A 22,674-nucleotide genomic window follows, 5' to 3' on the forward strand; every position below is an offset into this window, starting at 1 on the left:
CTGCCCCGGGGCCCTTCCCCTCCCGCTGTCCGCGCGCCGCCCGTTCCCGGCGCTACTTCCGGGCGATGCGCAGGACGCCGGTCTCGGTGCCCTGGTAGAGGGTGCCGTCCGGCGCGGTGGTGCCGGTCATCTGCAGCGGGTTGTACAGCAGGCCGATGCCGAAGGTGCTGCCCGCGAGCCTGGCGCCGGTCGCCGGGTCGATCACCGCGTGCGCGTAGCTCGCGAAGGTCTGCGCGCCCACCGAGTCGGTCGGGCCGCTGACCGTGACCGTGTAGATCTTCCCGTCACCCACCGAGAGCCGGGGCAGCGCGGCCGACTTGACGTCGCTCTCCCAGACGGTGGAGCAGCCGACCCCGCTCCCGTCCAGGTCCACCCGGGCCAGCCCGCCCTGGTACGAGGCGGACGAGGGCACGCTGGCGGGGGCGCCCTCGGGCAGTGCCGGGTACGGGTAGCCGTAGGTGTTGGTGACGAACACGCTGCGGCCGGAGGCGATCACCGCGTCCTCGGTGCCGCTGGCCGCCCACTTGGTCAGCACCGGGACGGAGCACACCGGAGCCGGACCGCCGTCGACCCGGTACACCAGCAGGTTCTCGTGCTGCGCGGCGTTGTCGGTCAGGGTCACGTACTCGGTGCCGTCGCCGGGCCCGAAGAAGCTCGGGGTGGCGCCGGTGCCCCAGCTCAGCTGTCCCGGCTTGCGGCCCGGGCCGCGGTCGTAGGCGGCCCGCCACTGCACCACGGGCGTGCCGTCCGCGGCCTGGCCCAGCAGGTACAGCGCGTGGTCGGTCGCCACGGCGGTGTGGCCCGGGACGGTGGAGATGCTGTTGGCGACGCCCTCGCCGGTGGCCAGCGTGCGGACCGCACCGGTGGCGGTGTCGGCGGTGCCGATCACCCCGCCGCCGGTGGCGAACCACACCTTGCCGTCCCAGCCCGGGCTGAGGCCCACGACGTTGTCGCCGGACGGGATCGCACCGGCCAGCGAGGTGCTCTGGTCGACCGTCAACTTCCAGGACCCGTCGGTCCGGTGGTGGCCGATCCGGAGCAGGTTGTCGTTTCCGTCCACGGCCACCAGGGCGTCGTTCTGGTCCAGGTAGGCGTACACGCCGCCGAACAGCGCGCCCTTGGGCAGCTCCAGCGAGGCCAGGTCGGCGCCGTTCGCCGGGTTCAGCAGGTGCACGGTCGGGGTCTGCCCGAAGATCGTGGTGCACAGTGCCACCGGGTACCCGTCCCGACCGACCGTCACCGTCGGGCAGGCCGAAGCCAGCGCCGTCCGGCTCCAGTTGACCGCCCCGGTGCCCGGCCCGGGATAGGGCGTGGTGTCGCTGGACGCCGAGTCCCCGTGCATCCCGGCGTTGCCGTTCGGCGCGGTCGCCGGATTCTGCGGCGGCAGGGGACCGAACCCGGTGGCGGCCACCGAGTCGGTGGTGCCGGCCACCCAGACGGCGGCCGCGGTGGTCAGGGCGAAGGCGGAGAGCAGCAGGCGTGAACGCACGGCGAGTCCTGTTCCGGAGAAGGAAGGGGTCAACGCCGAGCGACGCCACCGCTGATGGACACGACGAGCCGCTCGGCGGAGAGCATGAGCGGCCCTCGACACAGGCGAGAGGCACCAGCGGGCCGCGTCAGCCGACGCGGCGACAACCCGTCGTGGTGGCACGGCCATGGTCCACGTGGCGGCGGCTCACCAACAGGGTCATGCCAGGAACCCTAACGGCCCGCCCCCACCATCCGCTGCCCCCGTCCCACCCGTCGGACGCCCTGACCCACCGTCACCGGCCCGGCCGGTCGTGCTGAGGCCGGGGCGCGGCGGGCCGGTTCCCCGGGGGTGTCACCGGGCATGGCTGTGGGGTACCGGGGCGCCGGTCGGGACGAGAGGGGTTGTGGTGGGCACGGAGTGGGTGCGGGACGCGGTGCTGTACCAGATCTATCCGCAGAGTTTCGCGGACGGGAACGGCGACGGGATCGGGGACTTCGCGGGCCTGACGGAGCGGCTGGAGTACCTCCAGTGGCTCGGGGTGGACGCGGTGTGGCTGAACCCGTGCTTCGCCTCGCCGTTCGGCGACGCGGGCTACGACGTGGCGGACTTCCTGACCACCGCGCCGCGGTACGGCGCGCCGGAGGACCTGGCGAAGTTCACGGACGCGGCGCGCCGGGTCGGGATCCGGGTGCTGCTGGACCTGGTGGCGGGCCACACCTCGGACCGGCACCCCTGGTTCGTCCGCTCGGCGTCCGACCCGGCCGACCACCGCTACGTCTGGGCGGACCGCCCGGCGCCCGGCTTCGTGGCCTCGCCCGGGAGCCGCCCGGGCTGGTACCGGCCGAACTTCTTCGACTTCCAGCCGGCCCTCAACTTCGGCTACGCGCGCACCGACCCGGCCGAGCCGTGGCGGCAGCCGGTGGACGCCGAGGGCCCGCGGGCGAACCGGGCGGCGCTCCGCGAGATCATGGCGCACTGGTTCGGCCTGGGCGTCTCGGGTTTCCGGGTCGACATGGCGTCCTCGCTGGTCAAGGACGACCCCGGGTTCGTGGAGACCGGCAGGCTGTGGCGCGGGACGCGGGCCTGGCTGGACGCCCACCACCCCGACCGGGTGATCCTCGCCGAGTGGGGCGACCCGGCGCGTTCGGTGCCGATGGGCTTCCACGGGGACTTCTTCCTGCAGTTCGGCGGCCCCGACGACGGGGCTCCGCTGCGCTCGCTGTGGAACAACGGCGCGGGCACCGTGCACGAGCAGTGGCCGGTCGAGCCGTGCTACTTCGACGCGGAGGGCCGCGGTTCGATGCGCCGGTTCCTCGCCGAGTGGGAGCGCACCGAACGGGCGGCGGCGGGCCGGGGGTTCGCCTTCCTGCCGACCGCCAACCACGACTTCTCCCGGCTGGCGACCGGCCCGCGCACCCGTGGGCAACTGGCCGCCGCGTTCGCGTTCCAGCTGACCTGGCCGGCCGTCCCGGCGATCTACTACGGCGACGAGATCGGGATGCGTTTCGTGCCCGGGCTGCCGGACACTGAGGGCAGCGTGCTCGGCCCGCACTACAACCGGGCGGGCAGCCGGACGCCGATGCAGTGGGACGCGACGCCGGACGCCGGGTTCTCCTCGGCGCCCGCCGACCGGTTCTACCTGCCGCTGGACCCGTCGCCGGACCGCCCCGACGTGGCCTCCCAGCGTGCCGACGAGTCCTCGCTGCTGCACCACGTGCGGCAGTTGATCGCGCTGCGCCGGGCGCACCCGGCGCTCGGACCGGACGCGCCGCTCGAACTGCTGCACTCCGGCTACCCGCTGGCGTACCTGCGCGGCGAGCGCCACCTGGTGGTGGTCAACCCGCGCCGGTCGCCCGCGAGCCTGCCCGTGGAGCGCGACCTGCCGGGCCGGCTGCTGTACGGGCAGGGCGTGTCGCTGACCCACTCGGTGCTGCGGGCGGAGGGCTTCTCGTACGGGATCTTCGTTCGCTGACGTCCCGTCAGGCGGTCGGGTCGCCGGCGCCGCAGAGGAGTTCGGCCGCGGCCGTGCGGCGGTAGAGCACGGTGCGGCCGGTGCGGTGCCGGGCGGCCAGGCCGGCGTCGTGCAACGCGGACAGGTGGTGCGAGACGGTGGCGGCGGACAGGCCGGTGCGGGCGGCGAGTTCGGTGGTGGTGGCCGGGGCGTCGAGTTCGGCCAGCAGGCGGGCCCGGGCGCGTCCGAGCACCCGGGCCAGGCCCTCGGGCACGGCGGGTGCCGCAGCCTCCCAGAGCGTGGCGACGCCGCGCGGCGGGTAGATCAGGCCGGGCTGCCACGGCGGGTTGGTCTGCGAGAACACGCCGGGCCAGGCGAACACGGTGGGCACCAGCACCAGTCCCCGTTCGCCGTCCAGCCGCCGGTGCGCGTCGACCCAGCGGTGGCCGATCCGCAGCAGGTCGCGCTCCCAGCTCACCTGCGGGTGCAGGTCGGCGAAGAGCCCGGCCGGGCCGCGTTCGGCCAACTGCCGTGCCCGGTACAGGACCTCGCCGTCGACCAGCCGTTCGACGCGCGGCCAGTGCGGGGCGATCGTCGCCTGCCAGTACGCCCGCAGCTCCGCGGCCAGCCGGGCCGTCCCGGCTTCCGGATCGCGCGCCAACTCGGCGACCGGCGGGGGAAGTTCGCCGCCCAGCGGGGCGAGGTCGCGGCGTACGGCGGCCGGGTCGAGGGCGGTCAGTTCGGCGAGCTGCTCGTCCAGGGTCGGGCTGCCGAGGACGGGCACCGGGGTGAGGAAGTCCGGGATGTAGGCGGTCGGCAGCCGGACCAGGGCGGACAGCAACTCCCAACCCACGCCCTCCAGTCGGCGTCGGGCCTGGCGGATCCACGGCAGGTGGACGGCGCTGCGGCCCGGGTCCTTGAGCACCTCCACGCTGGTGGTGAGCTCGCACAGCGGCGAGCGGGCGAACCGGGTGCGGGCCAGGTCCTGCGCGGAGAACTCCCAGACGAGCACGGTCCTCCTCGGGGCGGGCGGCGAGGATTCGACGCCGGTCGAATTCCTGGGCGGGGTCGATCATCGCAGGCAGCCTCGGGGCATGACCACCCCGCTCCCCGTCCCGCTCCGGGAACGCCTCGGCCTGCCCGCCTCCGCGGGCCGGCACCGCCGCCTGATCGGCGCGCACCTGATCGACAGCCTGGGCACCGGCCTGGTGCTGGCGTTCACCCTGGTGTACTTCGCCCGCACCACCGACCTGTCGCTGACCTCGATCGGCGCGGCCGTCTCCACCGCGCGGCTGCTGGCCCTGCCGACGGCACTGGCGGTCGGCCCGCTGATCGACCGGCACGGCGCCCGGCCGGTCGCGGCGGCCGCGAACGCGCTCTCCGCGCTGGCGTACGGCGGCTTCCTGCTGGCCGACCGGGTCTGGCTGATCGTGCTGGTCTGCCTGCTGGCGCAGGTCGGCCAGGCCGGCTACTGGACGGCCAGCACCGGCCTGGTGGTGCTGGCCGCACCGGAGGGCGAGCGCACCCGCTGGTTCGCGCTGGTGCAGACGCTGCGCAACACCGGCCTGGGCCTCGGCGGGGCGCTCGGCGCGCTGCTGGTGGGCGGTGGCGGGGCGGGCGGGCTGCGGCTGCTGGTGTCGCTGAACGCGGCCTCCTACCTGGCGGCGGCGGTGCTGCTCGCCGTCTGGCGGCCGGGCCCGGCCGCCGCGGCGGCTCCCCCGGCCGCCACCGCTTCCGGTCGCGAGGCCGGCGGGTACCGGCTGGTGCTCGCGGACCGCCGGTACCTGCTGATGGTGACGGTGAACCTGTCCTTCGTGCTGGCCTCGATGGTGCTGAGCGTGCTGCTCGCCGTGCACGTCACCGCCGCCCTGCACCTGGACGCCTCGCTGGCCGGGGTGCTGCTGGTGCTCAACGGGCTGCAGGTGGTGCTCACCCAGAACCCGGTCTCCCGGCTGACCGAGCGTCACCGCCCCACCCGGACCGCCGCCGCCGGGGCGGTGCTCAACGCGCTCGCCTTCGCGGTGTTCGCCCTGCTGCCCGGCCTGCCGCGCTGGACGGTGCTGCCCGGACTGGTGCTGGCGATGCTGGTCTACAACGTCGCCGAGACGGTCGCCACGCCCGGCCGCGAGGAACTGAGCGTCGCCCTCGCCCACCCGGCCCGGCGCGGCCGCTACCTGGCGGTCAACCAGCTCTCCTGGAGCCTCGGCCAGGCCCTCTCCCCCGGCCTGCTGACCCTGCTGTTCGCGCACGGCCCGGCCTGGCCGTGGGTGTTCCTGCTGGCCGTCTCGCTGGCCGCCGTCCCCGGCCTGCTCCGGCTCGAACGGCCGACCGCCCCGGTTCCCGACATTACGTCGGAAACCGGGCCTGTTCCCGCGCGCTAACATTCCGTCAGAGCGACACGCGGCGGCGGGAGTTGACGATGATCGAACTGGTGGTGGGTTCCCGGGCCAGCCAGCTGGCACGCGCCCAGGTCAAGGAGTTCCTCGCCCCGCTGCGCGAGCGCCACCCCGACGTCGTCTTCCGGCACCGGGTGATCCTGGAGGACGGCGACCTCGACCGGAAGGCCACCCTGCGCGAGGTCTCCGAACGCGGCGGCGGCTCCGCCTTCTCCGCCAACCAGGCCGCGGCGCTGCTGAACCGCGAGGTCGACGTGATCGTCCACTCGCTCAAGGACCTCCCCACCGCCGACCCGGACGGCCTGGTCCTGCTGCCCCCTCCCACCCGCGCCGACGTCCGCGACGCGCTGTGCGGCGCCGCACTCACCGCGCTCCCCACCGGCGCCCGGGTCGGCACCTCCGCGGCCCGCCGGATCGCCCAACTGCTGTACGTCCGGCCCGACCTGGTGCCGCAGCGGATCCGCGGCAACGTCCCCACCCGGCTCGGCCGGCTGCGCACCCTGGACGCCGTCGTGCTCGCCTCCGCCGGTCTGCACCGGCTCGGCCGGGCCGAGGAGATCGCCGAGATCCTCCCCGTCGCGCAGTTCCCGCCCAGCCCCGGGCAGGGCGCGCTCGGCATCCAAATCCGCGCCGACAACGCCAAGGCGCGCGAACTCCTGGCCGGCAGCGGCGACCCGACCACCGACGCGGAGGTCCGGGCGGAGCGCGCGATGCTCGCCGAGCTGCACGGCGGCTGCTCCGTCCCGGTCGGCGCGTACGCCACCACCGCCGACGGCATCCTCACCCTGCACGGCCAGGTCACCTCCGTCGACGGCACCCGGCAGATCGAGGCCACCCTGTCCGGCTCCCCCGCCGAACCCGAGAAGCTCGGCACCGCCGTGGCCGGGCTGCTGCTCGACCAGGACGCCGAGACGATCCTCGAAGGGGCCCGCGCCGCCGCCGCGCACTGACTGCTGCCGGCCCGAACGCGGGGTCGGATTGCCGCCAGCCTGCGGCGGGCGTCCGGACGATGCTCGACGTCATGAACAGCAACCGACTTGAAGGACGCGTCGCCCTGGTCACCGGCGGCAGCCGGGGCATCGGCGCCGCCGTCGCGCTCCGGCTCGCCGAGGACGGCTGCGACGTCGCCCTCACCTACCGCGACAGCGCCGGCCGGGCCCGCGGGCTAGCCGAGCGGATCGAGGCGACCACCGGTCGGCGGGCGCTGGCGGTCCGGGCCGACGCCGCGAGCGACGAAGCGCTCACCGCCGCCGTCGAACAGACCGTCAAAACGCTCGGCCGGCTCGACATCCTGGTCAACAACGCGGCCGTCTTCCTCACCGGCCCGCTGGACGAACTCGACCGCACCCAGCTCGACACGACCCTCGCCGTCAACATCCGCGCCCCGTTCCTGCTCGCCCAGGCCGCCGCCGCGCACCTCCCGCAGGGCGGGCGGATCATCAACCTCGGCAGCAACGTCGCCGAACGCACCCCGTTCCCCGGCCTCACCCTGTACGCGATGAGCAAGTCCGCGCTGATCGGCCTCACCAAGGGGCTGGCCCGCGAACTCGGCCCCCGCGGCATCACCGTCAACCTCGTCCACCCCGGCCCCACCGACACCGACGCCAACCCCGCCGACGGCCCCGCCGCCGCCACCATCGCCTCCCTCACCGCCCTCGGCCGCTACGCCGACCCCACCGAGATCGCCGCCACCATCGCCCACCTCGCCGGCCCGGAAGCCGCCTACCTCACCGGCGCCCTGATCGCCGCCGACGGCGGCTTCACGGCCTGACCCGCGCCCGGGGCGCCACCAGGCCCGACGGGGCCACAGCGGCGGACGCCGCGCAGGCGGCCCGACCCCGCTCCGGTCCCGGTCATGCCGCGGTCAGTCCGCCGTCCAGCAGCAGCACGCCCAGGGCGAGGGCCGATGCGAGGATCACCGCGAGGAACGGCAGGCGGCCACGCGGTGCGCACAGGGTTGCCACGACGGGCGGGGCGATGACGGCGAGCACCGGCCAGCCCGGGGCGAGCAGCAGCGCGGCGGCGGCCGCGGCCAGGACGGCCGCCGCCGCTGCCGCGCGCGGACCGAGGCGCTGCGGCAGGCCGCGGATCCCGGCGGCCCGGTCGGCGACCACGTCGGGCAGGACGTTGGCGAAGTGGGCGGCCACGCCGAGCAGGGCGCCCGCGCCGAGCACGTTCGCGGCGGGCCACGGCCGCCCCGGCAGGGCGAGGGTCACGAAGGCAGGCAGCAGCGCGAACGCCAGCGCGTACGGCGCCCAGGACCACACCGTGGACTTCAGCCGCACGTTGTACGCCCAGCCCGCCGCGACCGCGACCAGGTGCACCGTCGCGGCCGCCGCCCCGCACGCCGCCGACAGCGCCACGCAGCACACCACCGCCCACGCCGTCGCCGTCCGGCCCTGACGCTCCGTCACCTCCGCGGCCGCGAACGGCTTGTCGGAGCGGCCGGCCGCCTCGTCCCGCTGTCGGTCGATCAGATCGTTGCTCCACCCGATCGACAGCTGCCCGGCCGCCACCGCACCCGTGGTCAGCACCGTCCCGACCACCCCGCGCCCGGCACTGACCGCCATCGCCCCGGCCAGCCCCGTCACCGCCCCCGCCGGCCCCGGATGGCAGGCCCGCAACAACCCCCCGACCAGCCGCCCCCGACCCACCGCCACCACACCACTCACACCGCCCAGGCTAGGCCGCCGCCCCCCGTCCGACCGGATGGCCACGCCGCGGCGCGCCCGGGCAGGGCGGCGGCGTGGTGCCGAAAGGGCGTCAGCCCGGGGTCGGACCACGGGCGGCGGGTGTCCGACTCGCCCGGTGTGGGGGGATTGCCGGGTATCTGGGGTTCGGTACCTATGCTGGGCCGGGTGACGCGGATCGCGGCAGTGAGCGGGGTACTCCCGGCGCACCGTTACCGGCAGCGGGAGTTGGCCGGGGCGGTGGCAGCGTTGCGCGCCGGGGCGGGGGGCCCCCGGGCGCTGGCGGAGCGGTTCTTCGCGGGGGCGGGGGTGGACTTCCGGCATCTGGCGTTCCCGCTGGAGCGGTACGGGGAGTTCGACGGGTTCGGGCGGGCCAATGACGGCTGGCTGGTGGCGGCTTCGGAGTTGGCGGAGCGGGCCGCGGTGCAGGCCCTGGACGCGGCGGGGGTGACCGCCGAGCAGGTGGACTTCGTCGTGTCGACGACGGTGACGGGGGTGGCCGCGCCGTCCCTGGAGGCCCGGTTGGCGGGGCGGCTCGGCCTGCGGCCGGACGTCCGGCGGGTACCGCTGTTCGGCCTGGGGTGTGCGGGCGGCGCGGCGGGGACGGCCACCGTGCACAACCTGTTGACGGGGCGTCCGGACGGGGTGGCGCTGCTGCTGGCGGCCGAGGTGTGTTCGCTGACGCTGCAGCGGGACGACACCTCGACGGCGAACCTGCTGGCCACGGCGCTGTTCGGGGACGGCGCGGGCGCGCTGCTCGCGGTCGGTGACGAGCATCCGGCGGCGGTCGGCGGCCCGGAGGTGGTGGCGACCCGGAGCCGGCTGTATCCGGGGACGGAGCGACTGCTCGGGTGGGAGGTCGGCGATTCGGGGTTCCGGATCCTGCTGGGCGCCGAACTCCCGGAGCTGGTGCGGCTGCACGTGGGCGAGGAGGTGGCCTCGTTCCTGGCGGCGCACGATCTGAAGCCGGGGGACGTGACGGCATGGGTCTGCCATCCCGGCGGGCCGCGGGTGTTGGACGCGCTGGGCGAGGAACTCGGGCTGCCGGCCGAGGCGTTGGCGCCGAGCCGGGAGTCGCTGGCGCGTTGCGGGAACCTGTCCTCGGCGTCGGTGCTGCACATCCTGCGCGATGTGGTGGCCCAAGGTCCGCCGCCGCCGGGCTCGTTCGGCCTGATGCTGGCGCTCGGGCCCGGTTTCGCCTCCGAACTCACCCTGCTGCGCTGGTAATCGCCGATGCTCGCCTACACCGTGTTGATCGTGCTGGTCGCCGTGGAGCGGCTGGCGGAGCTGGTGGTCGCCCGCCGGAACGCGGCCTGGAGTCTGGCCCGGGGCGGTGTGGAGTACGGGCAGCGGCACTATCCGCCGATGGTCGCGCTGCACACCGCGCTGCTGGCGGGCTGCCTGGTGGAGGTGTGGGGCGCCGACCGGCCGTTCCTGCCCGCGTTGGGCTGGCCGATGCTGGTGCTGGCGGTGGCCGCGCAGGGGCTGCGCTGGTGGTGCATCCGGGCCCTGGGGCCGCGCTGGAACACCCGGGTGATCGTGGTGCCGGGCCTGCCGCTGGTGGCGGGCGGGCCGTACCGGTGGCTGCGGCACCCCAACTACGTCGCGGTGGTGGTGGAGGGGTTCGCGCTGCCGCTGGTGCACACCGCGTGGGTGACGGCGCTCTGCTTCACGCTGCTGAACGCCTGGCTGCTGGTCACCCGGCTGCGCTGCGAGGAGCGGGCCCTGACGCTGTGTCGGGCCGCGGCGTGATCGATCTGCTGGTGATCGGCGGCGGTCCGGCGGGGCTGGCCACCGCGATCCACGCGGCCCGGGCCGGCCTGTCCACCACGGTTCTGGAGCCGCGCCCCACCCCGGTGGACAAGGCGTGCGGCGAGGGTCTGATGCCCGGCGCGGTACGGGCACTGGACCGGTTGGGCGTCACCGTGGAGGGCCGCCCGTTCCACGGCATCCGCTACCTGCAGGCCGACGGCCCGCGCTCCGCCGAGGCCCGGTTCCGCGCCGGCCACGGCCTTGGTGTGCGGCGCACCGCCCTGCACGCCGCCCTCGCCGAGCGGGCCGAGCAGCTGGGGGTGCAGCGGCTGCCGGTGAAGGCGGGCGCGATCACCGGCGTGGAGCAGGGCCTCGCCGTCGGCGAGTTGATCTGTCGACATGTCGTCGCCGCGGACGGTCTGCACTCCCCGGTACGGCGCGCTCTCGGACTGCACCGCCCGGGCCCCGCGCGCCACCCGGCCCGGTACGGGCAGCGGCGGCACTTCGCGGTCCGCCCGTGGAGCGACCTGGTGGAGGTGTACTGGTCGCGGCACGCCGAGGCGTACGTGACCCCGGTCGCGGACGGGACGGTCGGGGTGGCGGTGCTCGGCACCGAGCGCCTCCCGTTCGATCAGCAACTGGGGCGCTTCCCACTGCTGCTGGAGCGCCTGGGGGATGCTCCGGGCGGCCCGGTCCGGGGTGCGGGCCCGCTGCGCCAGCGGGCGAGCGCCCGGGTGCACGGGCGGGTGCTGCTGGTCGGCGACGCCGCCGGGTACCTGGACGCCCTCACCGGCGAGGGCATCGCCCTGGCGCTCGCCTCCGCCGAGGCCGCGGTCACGGCCCTCACCGCCGGCCGCCCGGACCGCTACGAGCCTGCCTGGCGTCGCGCCACCCGCAGCTACCGACTGCTCACCGCGGCCCTGTTGACCGCCCGCCACCACCCGGCCGTGGGCCCGCGGATCGTCCCCCTGGCCGCAGCGCTGCCGCCGGTCTTCCACGCCGCCGTCAATCTCCTGGCCCACTGACCCGCCCCGACCCGACCCGCCGTCAGCGTGCGGGTGCGCCGACGCGCTCGGTCAGGAGCATCGGCTGCGGGCCGGGTGAGAGGACGAGGCGGGGCGCCGGCCGGACCGGGGCCGCCGTTGCGGGCCGCAGTCGCCAGCGGCGCGCGATGCTCGCCAGCGCCAAGGTCGCCTCCACGGCGCCGAACCGGTCGCCCAGGCACTTGGTCGCTCCAGCGCCGAAGGGCAGGTACGCCTCGCGGGGCACGGCGTCGGCGGCGAACCGGTCCGGGTCGAAGCGGGTCGGGTCCGGGAAGAGCTCGGGGCGGCGCTGCAGGAGGTAGAGGCAGCAGACCACCAGGGCCCCGGCCGGGAGCCGGACGCCGCCGAGTTCGGTCGGGCGGGTGGTGCTGCGGCTGATCGCCCAGGCGGGCGGCCGCAGCCGCAGGGTCTCGTCGATCACCCGGGCGGCGTACGGGAGTTGGGGAAGGTCGTCCCAGCCGGCGGCGGCCGTACCCGCGCCGAGGGCGTCCAGCTCGGCGTGCAACTTCCGTTCCACTTCCGGATGTTCGGCGACCAGGCGGAGGGCCCAGGCCAACGCCGAGGAGGTGGTCTCGGCGCCCGCGAGCACCAGGGTGGCGACCTGGTCGGCGAGTTCGCGTTCGTCGAGCGGCTGCCCGTCCTCGTCCCGGGCGGCGATCAGCAGCGAGAGCACGTCGCCGCGGTCGATGCCGCGGGCCCGGTAGTCGGCGATGATCTCGGCCACGCCCGTGTGCCAGGCGTGGAGAGCCTGCCGGTAGGTGCGGCGCGAGCGGGTCGGCAGCAGGTCCGCGCCGGGCAGCACCACGCGCAGGTAGAGGCCGCGCAGCAGCACGTCCAGCGCGTCGCGCAGCCGCTCGGCGGCGGGCGCGTCCAGCGCGGAGGAGAACAGGGTGCGGACGGCGACGGCGGTGGTGAGCCGGAAGGCCTGGCGGGTGACGTCGACGGTCTGCCCGGGCCGCCAGTGCGCGGCGAGTTGCTCGATCTCGGCGGTCATCGCCGCCGCGTAGTGCGGCAACAGGGCGCGCCGGAAGGCGGGTTGCACGATCCGGCGGAGCCGCCGGTGGTCGGCGTGCGGGCAGGAGGCGAGCCCGTTGCCGAGGAAGGCGCGGATCTTCCCGTAGAGCGGCCCGGTGCGGTCGAACGTGGCGCGGTCGGTGAGTACGCGGTGTGTCGACTCCGGTCCGCTGACCACGTACAGCTCGCGCGGACCGACCCGGATCCGGACCGGGTCGCCGTGCGCGGGGAGGGTGTCGAGGAAGGCGAGCGGGCGGGACAGCATCGCCGGCAGGTGGCCGAGCAGCGGCAGACCGCCGGGCACGGTGACGGCAGCAGCGGGACGGGCGAGCGGATCCGGGCGCACCGGCCCGGCGGTCGGCGAGGACTCCCGGCTTGCGCACACGATTGCCTACGATACGTCACGGATCAACCACGATGTGCAACAATCGTGCCGCATCCGGACGGTGATTCAGTGTCAGAGCGCGTTCCGAGCTCTGCCGCTCGCCCGGTTCCGGCCCTGCGACAGACGGGACTGCCCGTGCACGCCTCCCCCGCGCCGGCGGACGACTCCGCCATCGCCGCGCCTCCCGGCCGGCTCCGCGTCGTGGACGCCGACGCCGGGCCGGTCGCCCCGCGCGGCGGGCCGGCCCCGAGCGCGCTGCTTCGGCGCCGGTCGGCGACGGTCTGCGTGGATCCGGCCGGTCGGGTGCTGCTGTACCGGCGCGCCGAGCGGGCCCGCGCCTACCCCGGGTGGTTCGACGTGCTGGCGGGCGCCGGGGTCCGCTCCGGGGAGTGCCGCCGGGCGGTGGAGTCCGCTTTCCCCGGGGCGGACTTGGCGGAGTGGTACCGCCGGGCGGACGACCCGTCCGGGGCGGGCCTCCTGGTGGTGCACCGGCTGCTCACCGACCGGCCGCCGCGGCCCGACCCGCGCGAGGTCGCCTGGTGCGGGTTCGTCGAGCCCGCGGAGCTGCTGGCCGGGAGTCACCGGCCGCTGGTCCCGGCCGGATTGGACGCCGTCCGCCGTCTCTTCCCCACCGGCTGACCTCTCGCTCCCGAACGGAAAGAGCGCACCCGCCATGGCGATCGACTCCCCCGGCCCTGCCGGTCCCGGCCCACTGGCCACCGCCCGCGCCGGGCTGGCTTCCCGGCTCACCGCCGCCGTCGGGCCCGACGGGCTGCTGCACGCCCCGTGCGCGGGGCGGCTGTTGGAGACCGCCTTGGCCCTGCACCTGCTGACCGTCACCGACACCGCACCCGCCCTGCGCGAGCGGCTGACCCGGTGGCTGCGACGCGGCCTGGCCCGGGGCGGCTCCGATCCGGCGCCGCGGGCGGGCTCCGCGCCCCGCCCGGACCGGACGCCCGGGGCCGACCCGACGCTCCGGGCCGACCCGGTGCAGCTGGCCGCCGCCCGCGCGGCGCTCGGCGAGCCGGTCGACGGGGCGTACGCGGTGGCTCAACTCCTGGTCGGATTCGAGCAGTCCGCCTCGGCCCGGACGCGGCTGACCCTCCGCATCCTGCTGGCCGAGCTCGGCGCCGGGCCGTTCCCCGCGCTGCCGGGCGGTTCGACCGCCTTCGACTCCGACGGCCGACCCGACTGCCAGGCCAGGGAGTTCGCCGCGCTGAGGGTGCTGCACGCGGCCGGCACCGGGACGGCCCGCCCGCTCGCCGAGGCCGACCGGCGCGCGCTGGCCGCGGCCGCCGAGCCGGGGCCGCCGCCGTACGCCAACCACCTGGTCCGACTGCTGGCCCTGCTGGCGCTGCGCCACCACCCCGAACACCTGCCGGCCGTCCGGGCCAGGGCCGCCGAGCTGGGCCGAGACCTGGCCCCGGACGGCGGACTCCCGTTCGTGACCGGCCTGGACGTCCTCGCCACCGCCACCGGCGGTGTCGCGCTGGCGGCCGCCGGTACTCCGACGGCCGCCCTGCGTCCGCTCGCCCGGGCACTGGCGCGCCGTCAGAACGAGGACGGCGGGTGGGCGTTCACCCGGGGCGGCGCGGCGTCCGAGGTCGACAGCACGGCGTACGCCGTGGAGTTCCTGCGCGCCGTCACCGACCGGGTCCGCTCCGAGCCGCTGTCGGTGGCGCTCGCCGCGGGCGAGCAGTACCTGCTGGGGTGCCGGAACCAGGACGGCGGCTTCCGCGCCGCCGGGACCGGCGGCGGTTCCGAACCGGCCGTGACCGCGGGCGCGGTGAACGCGCTGGCCGGGAGCCCGGAGCACCGGCCGGTGGTGCGGGAGGCGGTCGGGTTCCTGGCCGAGCGGCAGCTCGCCGCTCGCGGCTTCGAGCGGTGCCGGAGCCTCGGCGAGGGCATGGCGATCTTCCGCTCGGTGCTCGCCTACGAGACGCTGGAGCGCTTCGGGCCCGGCGGCGATCCGGTCGCCGTCACCGCGCTCGCCGCCCAGGCCCGCGCGCACGCCCTGGGGCGGCTGCTGGACACCCAGCGCCCCGACGGCGGCTGGGGGCACGCCCCGGGCGACCCGTCCGATCCGATCTCCACCGGCTACGCGCTGATCGCGCTCGGCCGCCACCCGGCCGGCCGCGGCCCGGCCCGCCGCGCCCTGCGCCACCTGCTGGCGCACCGGCGGCCCGACGGCTCCGTCCCGTCCCGCCCGGACCGGGCCGACCCGGGTCCGCTGGCGCACGACGTGCCGCTGCTCGCCGACATCACCGCCCTGACGGCCCTGGGGCACGCCGCCCGGCTGTTCCCCGCCGACCTCCCGGCCCCCCGCGAGCACTCCCCGCAGCCGGGCCACCACGCCCTGTCGTACACCATCTGACCTGCACCGATGCCGGTCGGTCCGGGGCGCGGGACACTGGGGTTATGAGCGAGTCCGGAGACATATTCCACCCGCCGGTCGTGGTCCGCCCGCCGACCCGCGGGACGCGGCCGTACCGCCGGGTGGAGATCTACGGGCGGACGGTGGGGCGGGCGACCGCACCGGAGGACGTGGCCGAGTTCATCCGGCGCGCGGGCGTCGACGAGCCCGACCTGGACGACCCCGACCTGGTGGCCTGGCGCGGCGGCGACCGCACCGTGTGGGCCCACGAGCCGGGCACCGCGGAGGCGGATGCCGAGGAGCCGGAGGACGCCCCGTCGTAGCGGGCTCCGCGCGGGCGCCGGACGCGCTGTCGGTGCGGGCCGGTGGGCCGTCCAGGGCAATGGGTTACCCCCTGTTGCGGAGCGGGCCCGCTCTGGAGTGGCCGGTTGGCGGGCGGCGGGAGTGGATGGGGGCAGCCGCCCTCCCCGCTGCGCCGACTCCCAGGAGCCGTGATGCCCCGTACCCGCCGTGCCGCCGCCGCCGCGGTACTTTCCCTGTCCGCCCTCTCGGCCGCGGGCTGCGCGGCGGACCCGGGCCCGAGCGCCCCGCCCGCCGCCGGCTCCTCGCCGTCGGCCGCCACGCCGAGCAGCGCGAGCAGCCCGCCGGTGTCCGGGTTCGCGACCTCGGTCGGCACCAAGGTGTCGCTGGCCAACTCGGGCCGGCTCGGTCCGATCCTGGTGGACGCGCAGGGCCGCACGCTGTACCTGTACGGCGCCGACAACTCGGTGCACGCCAGCTGCCTGGACGAGTGCGCCAAGGCCTGGCCGCCGGTGACCACCCCGGGCTTCCCGCTGGCCGGCCCCGGCGTGGACGACGGGCTGCTGGGCGCGGCCGCCCTGCCGGACGGCACGGCGCAGGTGCTCTACAAGGGCCACCCGCTGTACCACTACACGGGCGACCGCGGCCCGGGCGAGGCCGCCGGGCACACCGTGGCGGACGCCCGCGGCACCTTCTACGCGGTGACCTCGCTGGGCGACCCGGTGGGCGTGGACATCGCCACCCTGCGCGGCGCGGGCGGCGCCGTTCCCGGCGCGTCGGCGAGCCCGGGCGCCTCCGCGAGCCCGGGCACCGACCCCGCCGGCCCGCTGATCCCCGCCGCCCCGGCCGGGTCCGCGACGCCGCCCGCGCCCGCCGCCGGCACCCCCGTCGCCCCGGCCACCCCCGCCGCTCCCGCGACGCCTGCCGCGCCCGCCGGCCCGGCCGACACGGGCGGCGGTGGCGGTGGCGGTGGCGCGCCGGCCGATCCGGTCGAGCCGGCGGACGGCGGCGCGGGCGGCGACGACGGTTCGCAGGACTACTGAGGTGCCCCGGTCGCGCTCCGCCGCACCATTGCTGCTGGCGATGCTGGCGCCGGTGGCGATCTCGCTCGGGCTGCTCTGGTTCGGGTGGGAGCACCTGCCCGACCCGGGGCGCTCGCTGTTCGGGGCGTCCGGCGAGGACGCGCTGCGGCTGAAGTCCTGGCTCGGCTCGGCGCTGTTCGGGCTGGCGCTGGCCCAGCTGGTGCTGGCGCTGGCGATGTACCGCGGCAGCGGGCAGCCGGCCCGCCGGGTGCGGACCTGGCACCGGGTGGGCGGCTGGCTGGCGTTCGCGCTGTCGCTGCCGATCGCCCAGCACTGCCTGCTGGCGTACGGGGTGCAGTTCACCGGCTGGCGGGTCGGCCTGCACTCAACCGCCGGCTGCTTCCTGTACGGGGCGTTCGCGGCGAAGGTGCTGCTGGTGCGGCACGGGCGGCTGCCCGGCTGGGTGCTGCCGGTGGCGGGCGGGGCGCTGTTCTGCGCGATCGGGGTGCTGTGGTGGACGGCGGCGCTGTGGTTCCTGAACGGGTACGCCGTGCCCGGCTTCTGACGGTGCGACGGGGTCGCTGCGCGCCCCGGACGGCCCGGGCGCTGCGGTGGTGGGCGACCCCGTCCCGGTGTTCGAGTGGAGGCACTCGCGGTGGCCGCCCCTCGCCTCCGCGCGGCCGGGGCGGGCGCCCGCCTGGGCGTCCGAGCAGGATCCCCCCGGCGCCGGCACCCGTCCTGCAGTACTGGCGCAACGTCGACCGGGCCCTCGGCGACCGGGTCTCCGCCGTCGTGTCCCGCTGACGCGCCGTCGGCCGCCGACTCCCGCCCGCCCGGGCGCCGGTTTCCGGGCGGGCGGAGTGCTGTGCGCCGCCCGGCCGTGCTGCCCGCCTCGTTGACAAGCGGGGGCTCGCGGATGATCCTAAGCAAGCGCTTAGTCAGCCCGATTCTCTGCGAGGTGCCCCCGATGACCACCGCTGCTCCGCCCGGACTGGACCTGGACCGGCTGCGCGCCCACCTGGACCGCGCCCTGCCCGCGCCGACGGCGGGGCCGCTGACCGCCCGGCTGTTCGAGGGCGGGCGGTCGAACCTGACCTACCTGGTGGAGGACGGCGTCTCGCGCTGGGTGCTTCGCCGGCCGCCGCTCGGGCACGTGCTGGCGACCGCGCACGACATGGGCCGCGAGTACCGGGTGCTCGGGGCGCTGGCCGGGACGGCCGTGCCGGTGCCGCGGCCGGTGCTGCTGGTCGAGGACACCGAGGTGATCGGCGCGCCCTGCTACCTGATGGAGTACGTCGAGGGCACCGCGCACCGGGACGCCAAGGCGCTGGCCGCCCTCGGCGAGCAGCGGGTGCACGGGCTCGGCGTGCGGTTGGTGGAGACCCTGGTGGCGCTGCACGCGGTGGACCCGGAGGCGGTCGGGCTGGCCGGATTCGGCCGCCCCGAAGGTTTCCTGGAGCGGCAACTCCGGCGTTGGGGAAAGCAGTTGGACGCCTCGCGGAGCCGCGAGGTGCCGGGCGTGGACGAGCTGCACCGGCGCCTCGCCGAGACGCTGCCCGACTCGCCCGCCCCCGCGCTGGTGCACGGCGACTACCGGCTCGACAACGTGCTGGTGGCCGAGGACGACCGGATCGCGGCGGTGCTGGACTGGGAGATGTCCACCGTCGGCGACCCGCTCACCGACCTGGGCCTGCTGGTGATGTACACCGAACTGGCCCGCCGCTTCGACGGCGTGCTGCCGGGCGCGGCCCTCGCCCCCGGGTTCCCGTCCACGGACGAGCTGGTGCGCCGCTACGCGGACGCCTCCGGGCGGGACGTGTCGGGGCTCGGCTGGTACGTCGCCTTCGCCTCGTTCAAGTTGGCGGTGGTGCTGGAGGGCATCCACTACCGGTACACCCGGGGCGGCACGGTCGGCGCGGGCTTCGACCGGGTCGGTGAACTGGTGCCGCTGTTCGTGGAGTTCGGACTCGGATCGCTGGAGGGCTGAGGGATGGATTTCGGTTACGACGCCAGGACGGTCGAGCTGCTCGGCGAACTCGGCGCGTTCATGGACGAGTTCGTCTACCCGGCGGAGCCGGTGCTGGCCGAGCAGTTGGACGACCCGAAGCGCGAGCCGTGGCAGATCCCGCCCGTGGTGGGCGAGTTGCGGGCGGCGGCGAAGGCCCGCGGCCTGTGGAACCTGTTCTTCACAGACAGCCACGGCCTGCCGGGCGAGCCGGGCGCCGGCCTCACCAACCTGCAGTACGCGCCGCTGGCCGAACTCACCGGCCGCTCCGTCCTGCTGGCCCCCGCCGCGGTCAACTGCGCGGCCCCCGACACCGGCAACATGGAACTGCTCGCCCAGTTCGGCTCCACCGAGCAGCGCGAGCGCTGGCTGCGGCCACTGCTGGACGGCTCGATCCGCTCGGCGTTCGCGATGACCGAGCCGGAGGTGGCCTCCTCGGACGCCACCAACATCACCACCCGGATCATCCGGGACGGCGACGAGTACGTGGTCAGCGGCCGCAAGTGGTACATCACCGGCGCGATGAACCCGGACTGCAAGGTGTTCATCGTGATGGGCAAGACCGACCCGTCCGCGGAGGTGCACCGCCAGCAGTCGATGATCCTGGTGCCGCGCGACACCCCCGGCGTCCGGGTCCTGCGCGGCATGCGGGTGTTCGGCTACCAGGACGCCGACCACGGCGGCCACGCCGAGATCCTGTTCGACGACGTCCGGGTCCCGGCAGCCAATCTGATCGGCGAGGAGGGCGCGGGCTTCGCGATCGCCCAGGCCCGCCTCGGCCCGGGCCGGATCCACCACTGCATGCGCGCCATCGGCATCGCCGAACGCGCCCTGGAGCTGACCTGCCGCCGGGTCAACTCCCGGGTGGCGTTCGGCCGTCCGCTCGCCGAGCAGGGCGTGGTGCAGGACTGGATCGCCGAGGCCCGGGTCCGCATCGAGCAGGCCCGCCTGCTGGTCCTGAAGACCGCCTGGCTGATGGACACCGTCGGCAACCGGGGCGCCCACACCGAGATCCAGGCCATCAAGATCGCCGTCCCGTCCACCGTCGAGTGGATCCTCGACAAGGCCGTCCAGGCGCACGGCGCGGCCGGCGTCAGCCAGGACACCGTCCTGGCCCAACTCTGGGCCGGCAACCGCACGCTGCGCCTCGCGGACGGCCCGGACGAGGTGCACAAGCGCTCGCTGGCGCGGCGGGAGTTGAAGAAGTACCGCTGAGGACCTGCGGGTTCACAGCGGCTGGGATGCGAGGTCGAGATCGGTGCGGCGCCAGCTGCCGACGGCGTCGACCGGCGGATGGCCCTCGCCGTACTGCCCGGTGAGGGCCGCCCGGGCCCGCAGCCGCAGGGTCACCGCCTCGGCACCCCGACCGAGCGCCCGCAGGACGATCGCGAGATCGGCCTGCGCGGCGAGCGTGTCGGGGTGGTCCGCGCCGAGCGGGCGAGTGAGCCCGGCGACGGCGGACCGCCCGTACTGGAGCGCGCCGGCCGGGGCGCCGGAACGGCGTTGGTAGGAACCCGGGTTGCTCGCGCACACCACGGTGGGGAGGTGGGTGTCGCCGAACAGCCGCCGGTAGCTGTGGTGGACGTCGGAGGCCACGAGACCGGCGGCCGCCGGGTCGCCGGTAGGGTCCAGGTCGGCGGCCGGTCGCGGTCAGCTTCGCACAGCTTCGGCCGACCGCGACCCGGCGGCCGCCGGTCCCGAACTCCCGTTCCGTCCCTACGGCATGACGGCGATTCGGCCGGTGCTGTCGCCGGTGGCGACGCGGTGAACGGCGTCGGCGGCGGCCGCCAGCGGGACGCGTTCGGAGACCAGCGGGCGGATCTGCCCGGCGGCGGCGAGGGCGGTGAGGGCGGCGTGGCAGTCGCGGACGGCGTCCGGGTCCTTGGCCACGTACAGGCCCCAGTGCAGGCCGAGCACCGCGTAGTTCTTCACCAGGGCGTGGCCCAGCGCCGGAGCGGGGATCTCGCCGGAGGCGAAGCCGACCACCACGATCCGGCCCTCGAAGGCGATGCACTTGGTGGAGCCGGTGTAGGCGGCGCCGCCGACCGGGTCGAAGACCACGTCGGCGCCGCGCCCGCCGGTGGCGGCCTTGACCGCGGCGACGAAGTCCTCGGCCTTCCGGTCGATCACCAGGTCGGCGCCCAACTGCCGCGCCACCCCAGCCTTTTCGCTGCCACCGACCACGGCGATCACGAACGCCCCGGCGGCCTTGCCGAGTTGGACGGCGGCGCTGCCGACGCCTCCGGCCGCGGCGTGCACCAACAGGGTCTCGCCGGGGGCGAGGCGGGCGCGCCGGTGCAGCGCGAACCAGCCGGTCTGGTAGGCGATGTGCAGCGCGGCGGCCTCCGCGTCGTCCAGACTCTCGGGGGCCGGGAGCGCGGTGGCGGCGTCCAGCAGGGCGTACTCGGCGAACGCGCCGGCGGGCAACTGGGCGGTGCCGATCAGGCGTTCGCCGGTCCGCGGGCCCTCGGCCACCACGCCGCAGAGTTCCACGCCGGGGGTGAACGGCAGCGGCGGGCGCACCTGGTAGAGCCCGGCGGCCATCAGCGCGTCGGGGAAGTTGACGGCCGCCGCCCGGACCTCGACCAGCAGCTGTCCCGGGCCGGGCACCGGCCGGTCGGCGTCCTCGACCGGCTTCATCACGTCCAGCGGCGCGCCGAGTTCGGCGATCTGCCAGGCTCTCATCGGGTCTCCTGTCGGGCCTCGATCTGCTGCTGGAGCCGGTTCATGCCGTGCAGCCAGCGGTCGGGGGTGGTGGCGCGGGCCGCGTAGTACTCGGCGACCTCGGGGTGCGGCAGGATCAGGAACTCCCCCGCGGCCATGCCGCGCAGGGCGCGTTCGGCGACCTCGGCGGGTTCGATCGCGGTGGGCGCGAGCAGCACCTGCCCGTGCTCGCCGGTGCCGTCCAGCATCCTGGTCCGCACACCCTGCGGGCAGAGCGCGTGGACCTGCACGCCGCGGTGCCGGTAGGTGGCGGACAGCCATTCGGCGAACGCCAGCGCGCCGTGCTTGGTGACGGCGTAGGGGGCGGAGCCGAGCATGGTGAGCAGTCCGGCGGCGGAGACGGTGGCGAGGAAACGGCCGGTGCCGCGCTCCAACCAGTCCGGGAGCAGCAGTCGGCTCGCCCGGACGTGGCTGAGCACGTTGACCTGCCAGGCCTGTTCCCAGGCCTCGGGCGGGGCGTCGGGTCCGCCGGTGGTGGCGACGCCCGCGTTGGCGCAGTACAGGTCGACGGCGCCGAGGTGGGCGCGGGCGGCGGTGACCAGTTCGGTGACCCCGTCGTCGCTCGCCGCGTCGCCGGGGACGGCGTGCGCCCCGATCTCGTCGGCCACCGCGCGGGCGGCGTCGCCGTCCAGGTCGTTGACCACCACCCGGGCGCCGGCGGCGGCCAGCGCCCGGGCCAGCGCCTCGCCGATCCCGTGCCCGGCTCCGGTGACGACGGCGCCGACCCCGGCGAACGCGTCGCCGACGATCGCGTCCTGACGGTCCGTCACAGTCTGCCGCCGAGGGTGACGCCGCCGTCGACCACCAGGGTCTGGCCGGTGATCCAGCCGGCGTCCTCGGAGAGCAGGAAGGCGACCGCGCCGGCCACGTCCTCGGGCAGGCCGAGGCGGCCGAGCGGGTAGGCCCGGGCCACCTTCTCCTCGCGGCCCTCGTACAGCGCCTCGGCGAACTTGGTCTTAACCACGGCGGGGGCGACCGCGTTGACCCGGATGTCGGGGCCGAGTTCGGAGGCGAGCTCCGTGGTGAGGCGGATCAGCGCGGCCTTGGAGACGCCGTACATGCCGATGCCGTTGGAGGCGCGGATGCCCGCGATGGAGGCGACGTTGACCACGGCGCCGCCGTGCTCGGCCATCCAGGCGGCGTGCGCGCGGCGGGTCCAGGCCAGTGGGGCGAGCACGTTGACGGCGAGGATCTTGGCGGCGGCGGCGGGGTCGGTCTCCAGGACCGGGCCGTAGACCGGGTTGATGCCGGTGTTGTTGACCAGGAGGTCGAGGCGGCCGAAGGTCTCCAGGACCTTGGCAACGGTCTCCTCCTGGTGCGCGGCGTCGTCGGACTTCCCGGCGACGGCCAGGGCGTGGTCGGGGCCGCCGAGTTCGCGCACCGCCTCGTCCAGGGTCTCCCGGGTGCGGGCGGTGATGCAGACCTTCGCCCCGCGCTGGACCAGTTCGCGCGCGATGCCGAGCCCGATACCGCGGCTCGCCCCGGTGACCACGGCCACCTTGCCCTTGAACGACACTGTCATCGCCGTACCTCTCCGTGCGGACATC

22 protein-coding genes are annotated in these 22,674 nt (G+C 75.8%); 14 read left to right on the plus strand and 8 right to left on the minus strand.

What is annotated here, in order from left to right; translation table 11 throughout:
- Positions 1–52 precede the first annotated feature (52 nt).
- On the minus strand, positions 53–1,489 hold the full coding sequence (locus BX266_RS08285) for a hypothetical protein (RefSeq protein WP_399169238.1): 1,437 nt from the start codon (positions 1,487–1,489) through the stop codon (positions 53–55).
- Between the two features lie 385 nt (positions 1,490–1,874).
- Here BX266_RS08285 and BX266_RS08290 point away from each other — a divergent pair, with 385 nt between their 5' ends.
- Complete coding sequence (locus tag BX266_RS08290) at positions 1,875–3,443, plus strand: alpha-amylase family glycosyl hydrolase (RefSeq protein WP_099898254.1); 1,569 nt, start codon at positions 1,875–1,877, stop codon at positions 3,441–3,443.
- A 7-nt stretch (positions 3,444–3,450) separates the two neighbouring features.
- Here BX266_RS08290 and BX266_RS08295 read toward each other — a convergent pair whose 3' ends face one another.
- Positions 3,451–4,434 (minus strand): DUF5937 family protein, encoded by a 984-nt coding sequence (locus tag BX266_RS08295; protein ID WP_099898255.1) that lies wholly within the window; start codon positions 4,432–4,434, stop codon positions 3,451–3,453.
- A gap of 82 nt (positions 4,435–4,516) precedes the next feature.
- On the opposite strand from BX266_RS08295, the gene BX266_RS08300 reads away from it, so the two are divergent.
- The 3 genes from BX266_RS08300 to BX266_RS08310 all read left to right on the plus strand — a co-directional run bounded on the left by BX266_RS08300 (position 4,517) and on the right by BX266_RS08310 (position 7,589).
- The gene (locus BX266_RS08300) at positions 4,517–5,803 is read left to right on the plus strand and encodes an MFS transporter (RefSeq protein ID WP_099898256.1); all 1,287 of its coding nucleotides are present in this window, start codon (positions 4,517–4,519) and stop codon (positions 5,801–5,803) included.
- A gap of 38 nt (positions 5,804–5,841) precedes the next feature.
- A complete protein-coding gene (gene hemC, locus BX266_RS08305; RefSeq protein ID WP_099898257.1) occupies positions 5,842–6,768 on the plus strand; it encodes a hydroxymethylbilane synthase in 927 nt (308 codons plus the stop codon).
- 71 nt (positions 6,769–6,839) lie between these two features.
- On the plus strand, positions 6,840–7,589 hold the full coding sequence (locus tag BX266_RS08310) for an SDR family oxidoreductase (protein ID WP_259464605.1): 750 nt from the start codon (positions 6,840–6,842) through the stop codon (positions 7,587–7,589).
- 82 nt (positions 7,590–7,671) lie between these two features.
- Here BX266_RS08310 and BX266_RS08315 read toward each other — a convergent pair whose 3' ends face one another.
- A complete protein-coding gene (locus BX266_RS08315) occupies positions 7,672–8,490 on the minus strand; it encodes a UbiA family prenyltransferase (protein WP_218969239.1) in 819 nt (272 codons plus the stop codon).
- 186 nt (positions 8,491–8,676) lie between these two features.
- Here BX266_RS08315 and BX266_RS08320 point away from each other — a divergent pair, with 186 nt between their 5' ends.
- Genes BX266_RS08320 through BX266_RS08330 form a run of 3 tightly spaced genes read left to right on the plus strand, consistent with a single transcriptional unit; the run spans position 8,677 to position 11,285 of the window.
- Positions 8,677–9,735, plus strand: coding sequence for a type III polyketide synthase (locus tag BX266_RS08320; RefSeq protein WP_099907569.1), 1,059 nt, complete (start codon positions 8,677–8,679; stop codon positions 9,733–9,735).
- 6 nt (positions 9,736–9,741) lie between these two features.
- On the plus strand, positions 9,742–10,260 hold the full coding sequence (locus BX266_RS08325; RefSeq protein ID WP_099898259.1) for an isoprenylcysteine carboxyl methyltransferase family protein: 519 nt from the start codon (positions 9,742–9,744) through the stop codon (positions 10,258–10,260).
- The gene (locus BX266_RS08330) at positions 10,257–11,285 is read left to right on the plus strand and encodes an NAD(P)/FAD-dependent oxidoreductase (RefSeq protein WP_099907571.1); all 1,029 of its coding nucleotides are present in this window, start codon (positions 10,257–10,259) and stop codon (positions 11,283–11,285) included. The genes BX266_RS08325 and BX266_RS08330 overlap by 4 nt, the downstream gene beginning before the upstream one ends.
- A 22-nt stretch (positions 11,286–11,307) precedes the next feature.
- Here the strand turns inward: BX266_RS08330 and BX266_RS08335 are convergent, their stop codons facing one another.
- Entirely contained in the window at positions 11,308–12,702 is a 1,395-nt protein-coding gene (locus BX266_RS08335; protein WP_143686887.1) for a cytochrome P450, read from the minus strand.
- Between the two features lie 135 nt (positions 12,703–12,837).
- Between BX266_RS08335 and BX266_RS08340 the strand changes: the two genes are divergently transcribed.
- From BX266_RS08340 to BX266_RS08375, 7 genes are all read left to right on the plus strand, one after another.
- Complete coding sequence (locus tag BX266_RS08340; protein WP_099898261.1) at positions 12,838–13,341, plus strand: NUDIX hydrolase; 504 nt, start codon at positions 12,838–12,840, stop codon at positions 13,339–13,341.
- A gap of 34 nt (positions 13,342–13,375) precedes the next feature.
- Complete coding sequence (locus BX266_RS08345) at positions 13,376–15,076, plus strand: prenyltransferase/squalene oxidase repeat-containing protein (protein ID WP_099898262.1); 1,701 nt, start codon at positions 13,376–13,378, stop codon at positions 15,074–15,076.
- 44 nt (positions 15,077–15,120) lie between these two features.
- Positions 15,121–15,399 (plus strand): hypothetical protein, encoded by a 279-nt coding sequence (locus tag BX266_RS08350; protein WP_099898263.1) that lies wholly within the window; start codon positions 15,121–15,123, stop codon positions 15,397–15,399.
- Positions 15,400–15,570: 171 nt separating this feature from the next.
- Complete coding sequence (locus tag BX266_RS38425) at positions 15,571–16,419, plus strand: hypothetical protein (RefSeq protein ID WP_099898264.1); 849 nt, start codon at positions 15,571–15,573, stop codon at positions 16,417–16,419.
- Position 16,420: 1 nt separating this feature from the next.
- Entirely contained in the window at positions 16,421–16,963 is a 543-nt protein-coding gene (locus BX266_RS08365; RefSeq protein ID WP_259464606.1) for a DUF6529 family protein, read from the plus strand.
- Between the two features lie 402 nt (positions 16,964–17,365).
- Positions 17,366–18,385, plus strand: coding sequence for a phosphotransferase family protein (locus BX266_RS08370; protein WP_099898265.1), 1,020 nt, complete (start codon positions 17,366–17,368; stop codon positions 18,383–18,385).
- A gap of 3 nt (positions 18,386–18,388) precedes the next feature.
- Positions 18,389–19,618, plus strand: coding sequence for an acyl-CoA dehydrogenase family protein (locus BX266_RS08375; protein ID WP_099898266.1), 1,230 nt, complete (start codon positions 18,389–18,391; stop codon positions 19,616–19,618).
- 12 nt (positions 19,619–19,630) lie between these two features.
- On the opposite strand, the gene BX266_RS08380 is transcribed toward BX266_RS08375, so the two are convergent.
- The 4 genes from BX266_RS08380 to BX266_RS08395 all read right to left on the minus strand — a co-directional run bounded on the left by BX266_RS08380 (position 19,631) and on the right by BX266_RS08395 (position 22,649).
- Positions 19,631–19,999: a tetratricopeptide repeat protein gene (locus BX266_RS08380; protein ID WP_099898267.1), complete on the minus strand. Its 369-nt coding sequence runs from the start codon at positions 19,997–19,999 to the stop codon at positions 19,631–19,633.
- Between the two features lie 120 nt (positions 20,000–20,119).
- Positions 20,120–21,088 carry an NADPH:quinone oxidoreductase family protein gene (locus BX266_RS08385; RefSeq protein ID WP_099898268.1) on the minus strand — a complete coding sequence of 323 codons (969 nt, stop codon included), beginning with the start codon at positions 21,086–21,088 and terminating at the stop codon, positions 20,120–20,122.
- Positions 21,085–21,897 carry an SDR family oxidoreductase gene (locus tag BX266_RS08390; RefSeq protein ID WP_259464607.1) on the minus strand — a complete coding sequence of 271 codons (813 nt, stop codon included), beginning with the start codon at positions 21,895–21,897 and terminating at the stop codon, positions 21,085–21,087. The genes BX266_RS08385 and BX266_RS08390 overlap by 4 nt, the downstream gene beginning before the upstream one ends.
- The gene (locus BX266_RS08395; RefSeq protein ID WP_099898269.1) at positions 21,894–22,649 is read right to left on the minus strand and encodes an SDR family oxidoreductase; all 756 of its coding nucleotides are present in this window, start codon (positions 22,647–22,649) and stop codon (positions 21,894–21,896) included. Before BX266_RS08395 ends, BX266_RS08390 begins: the two co-directional genes overlap by 4 nt.
- Positions 22,650–22,674: the final 25 nt, after the last annotated feature.

It is taken from the genome of Streptomyces sp. TLI_171, from assembly GCF_003610255.1.
Taxonomy (GTDB): domain Bacteria; phylum Actinomycetota; class Actinomycetes; order Streptomycetales; family Streptomycetaceae; genus Kitasatospora.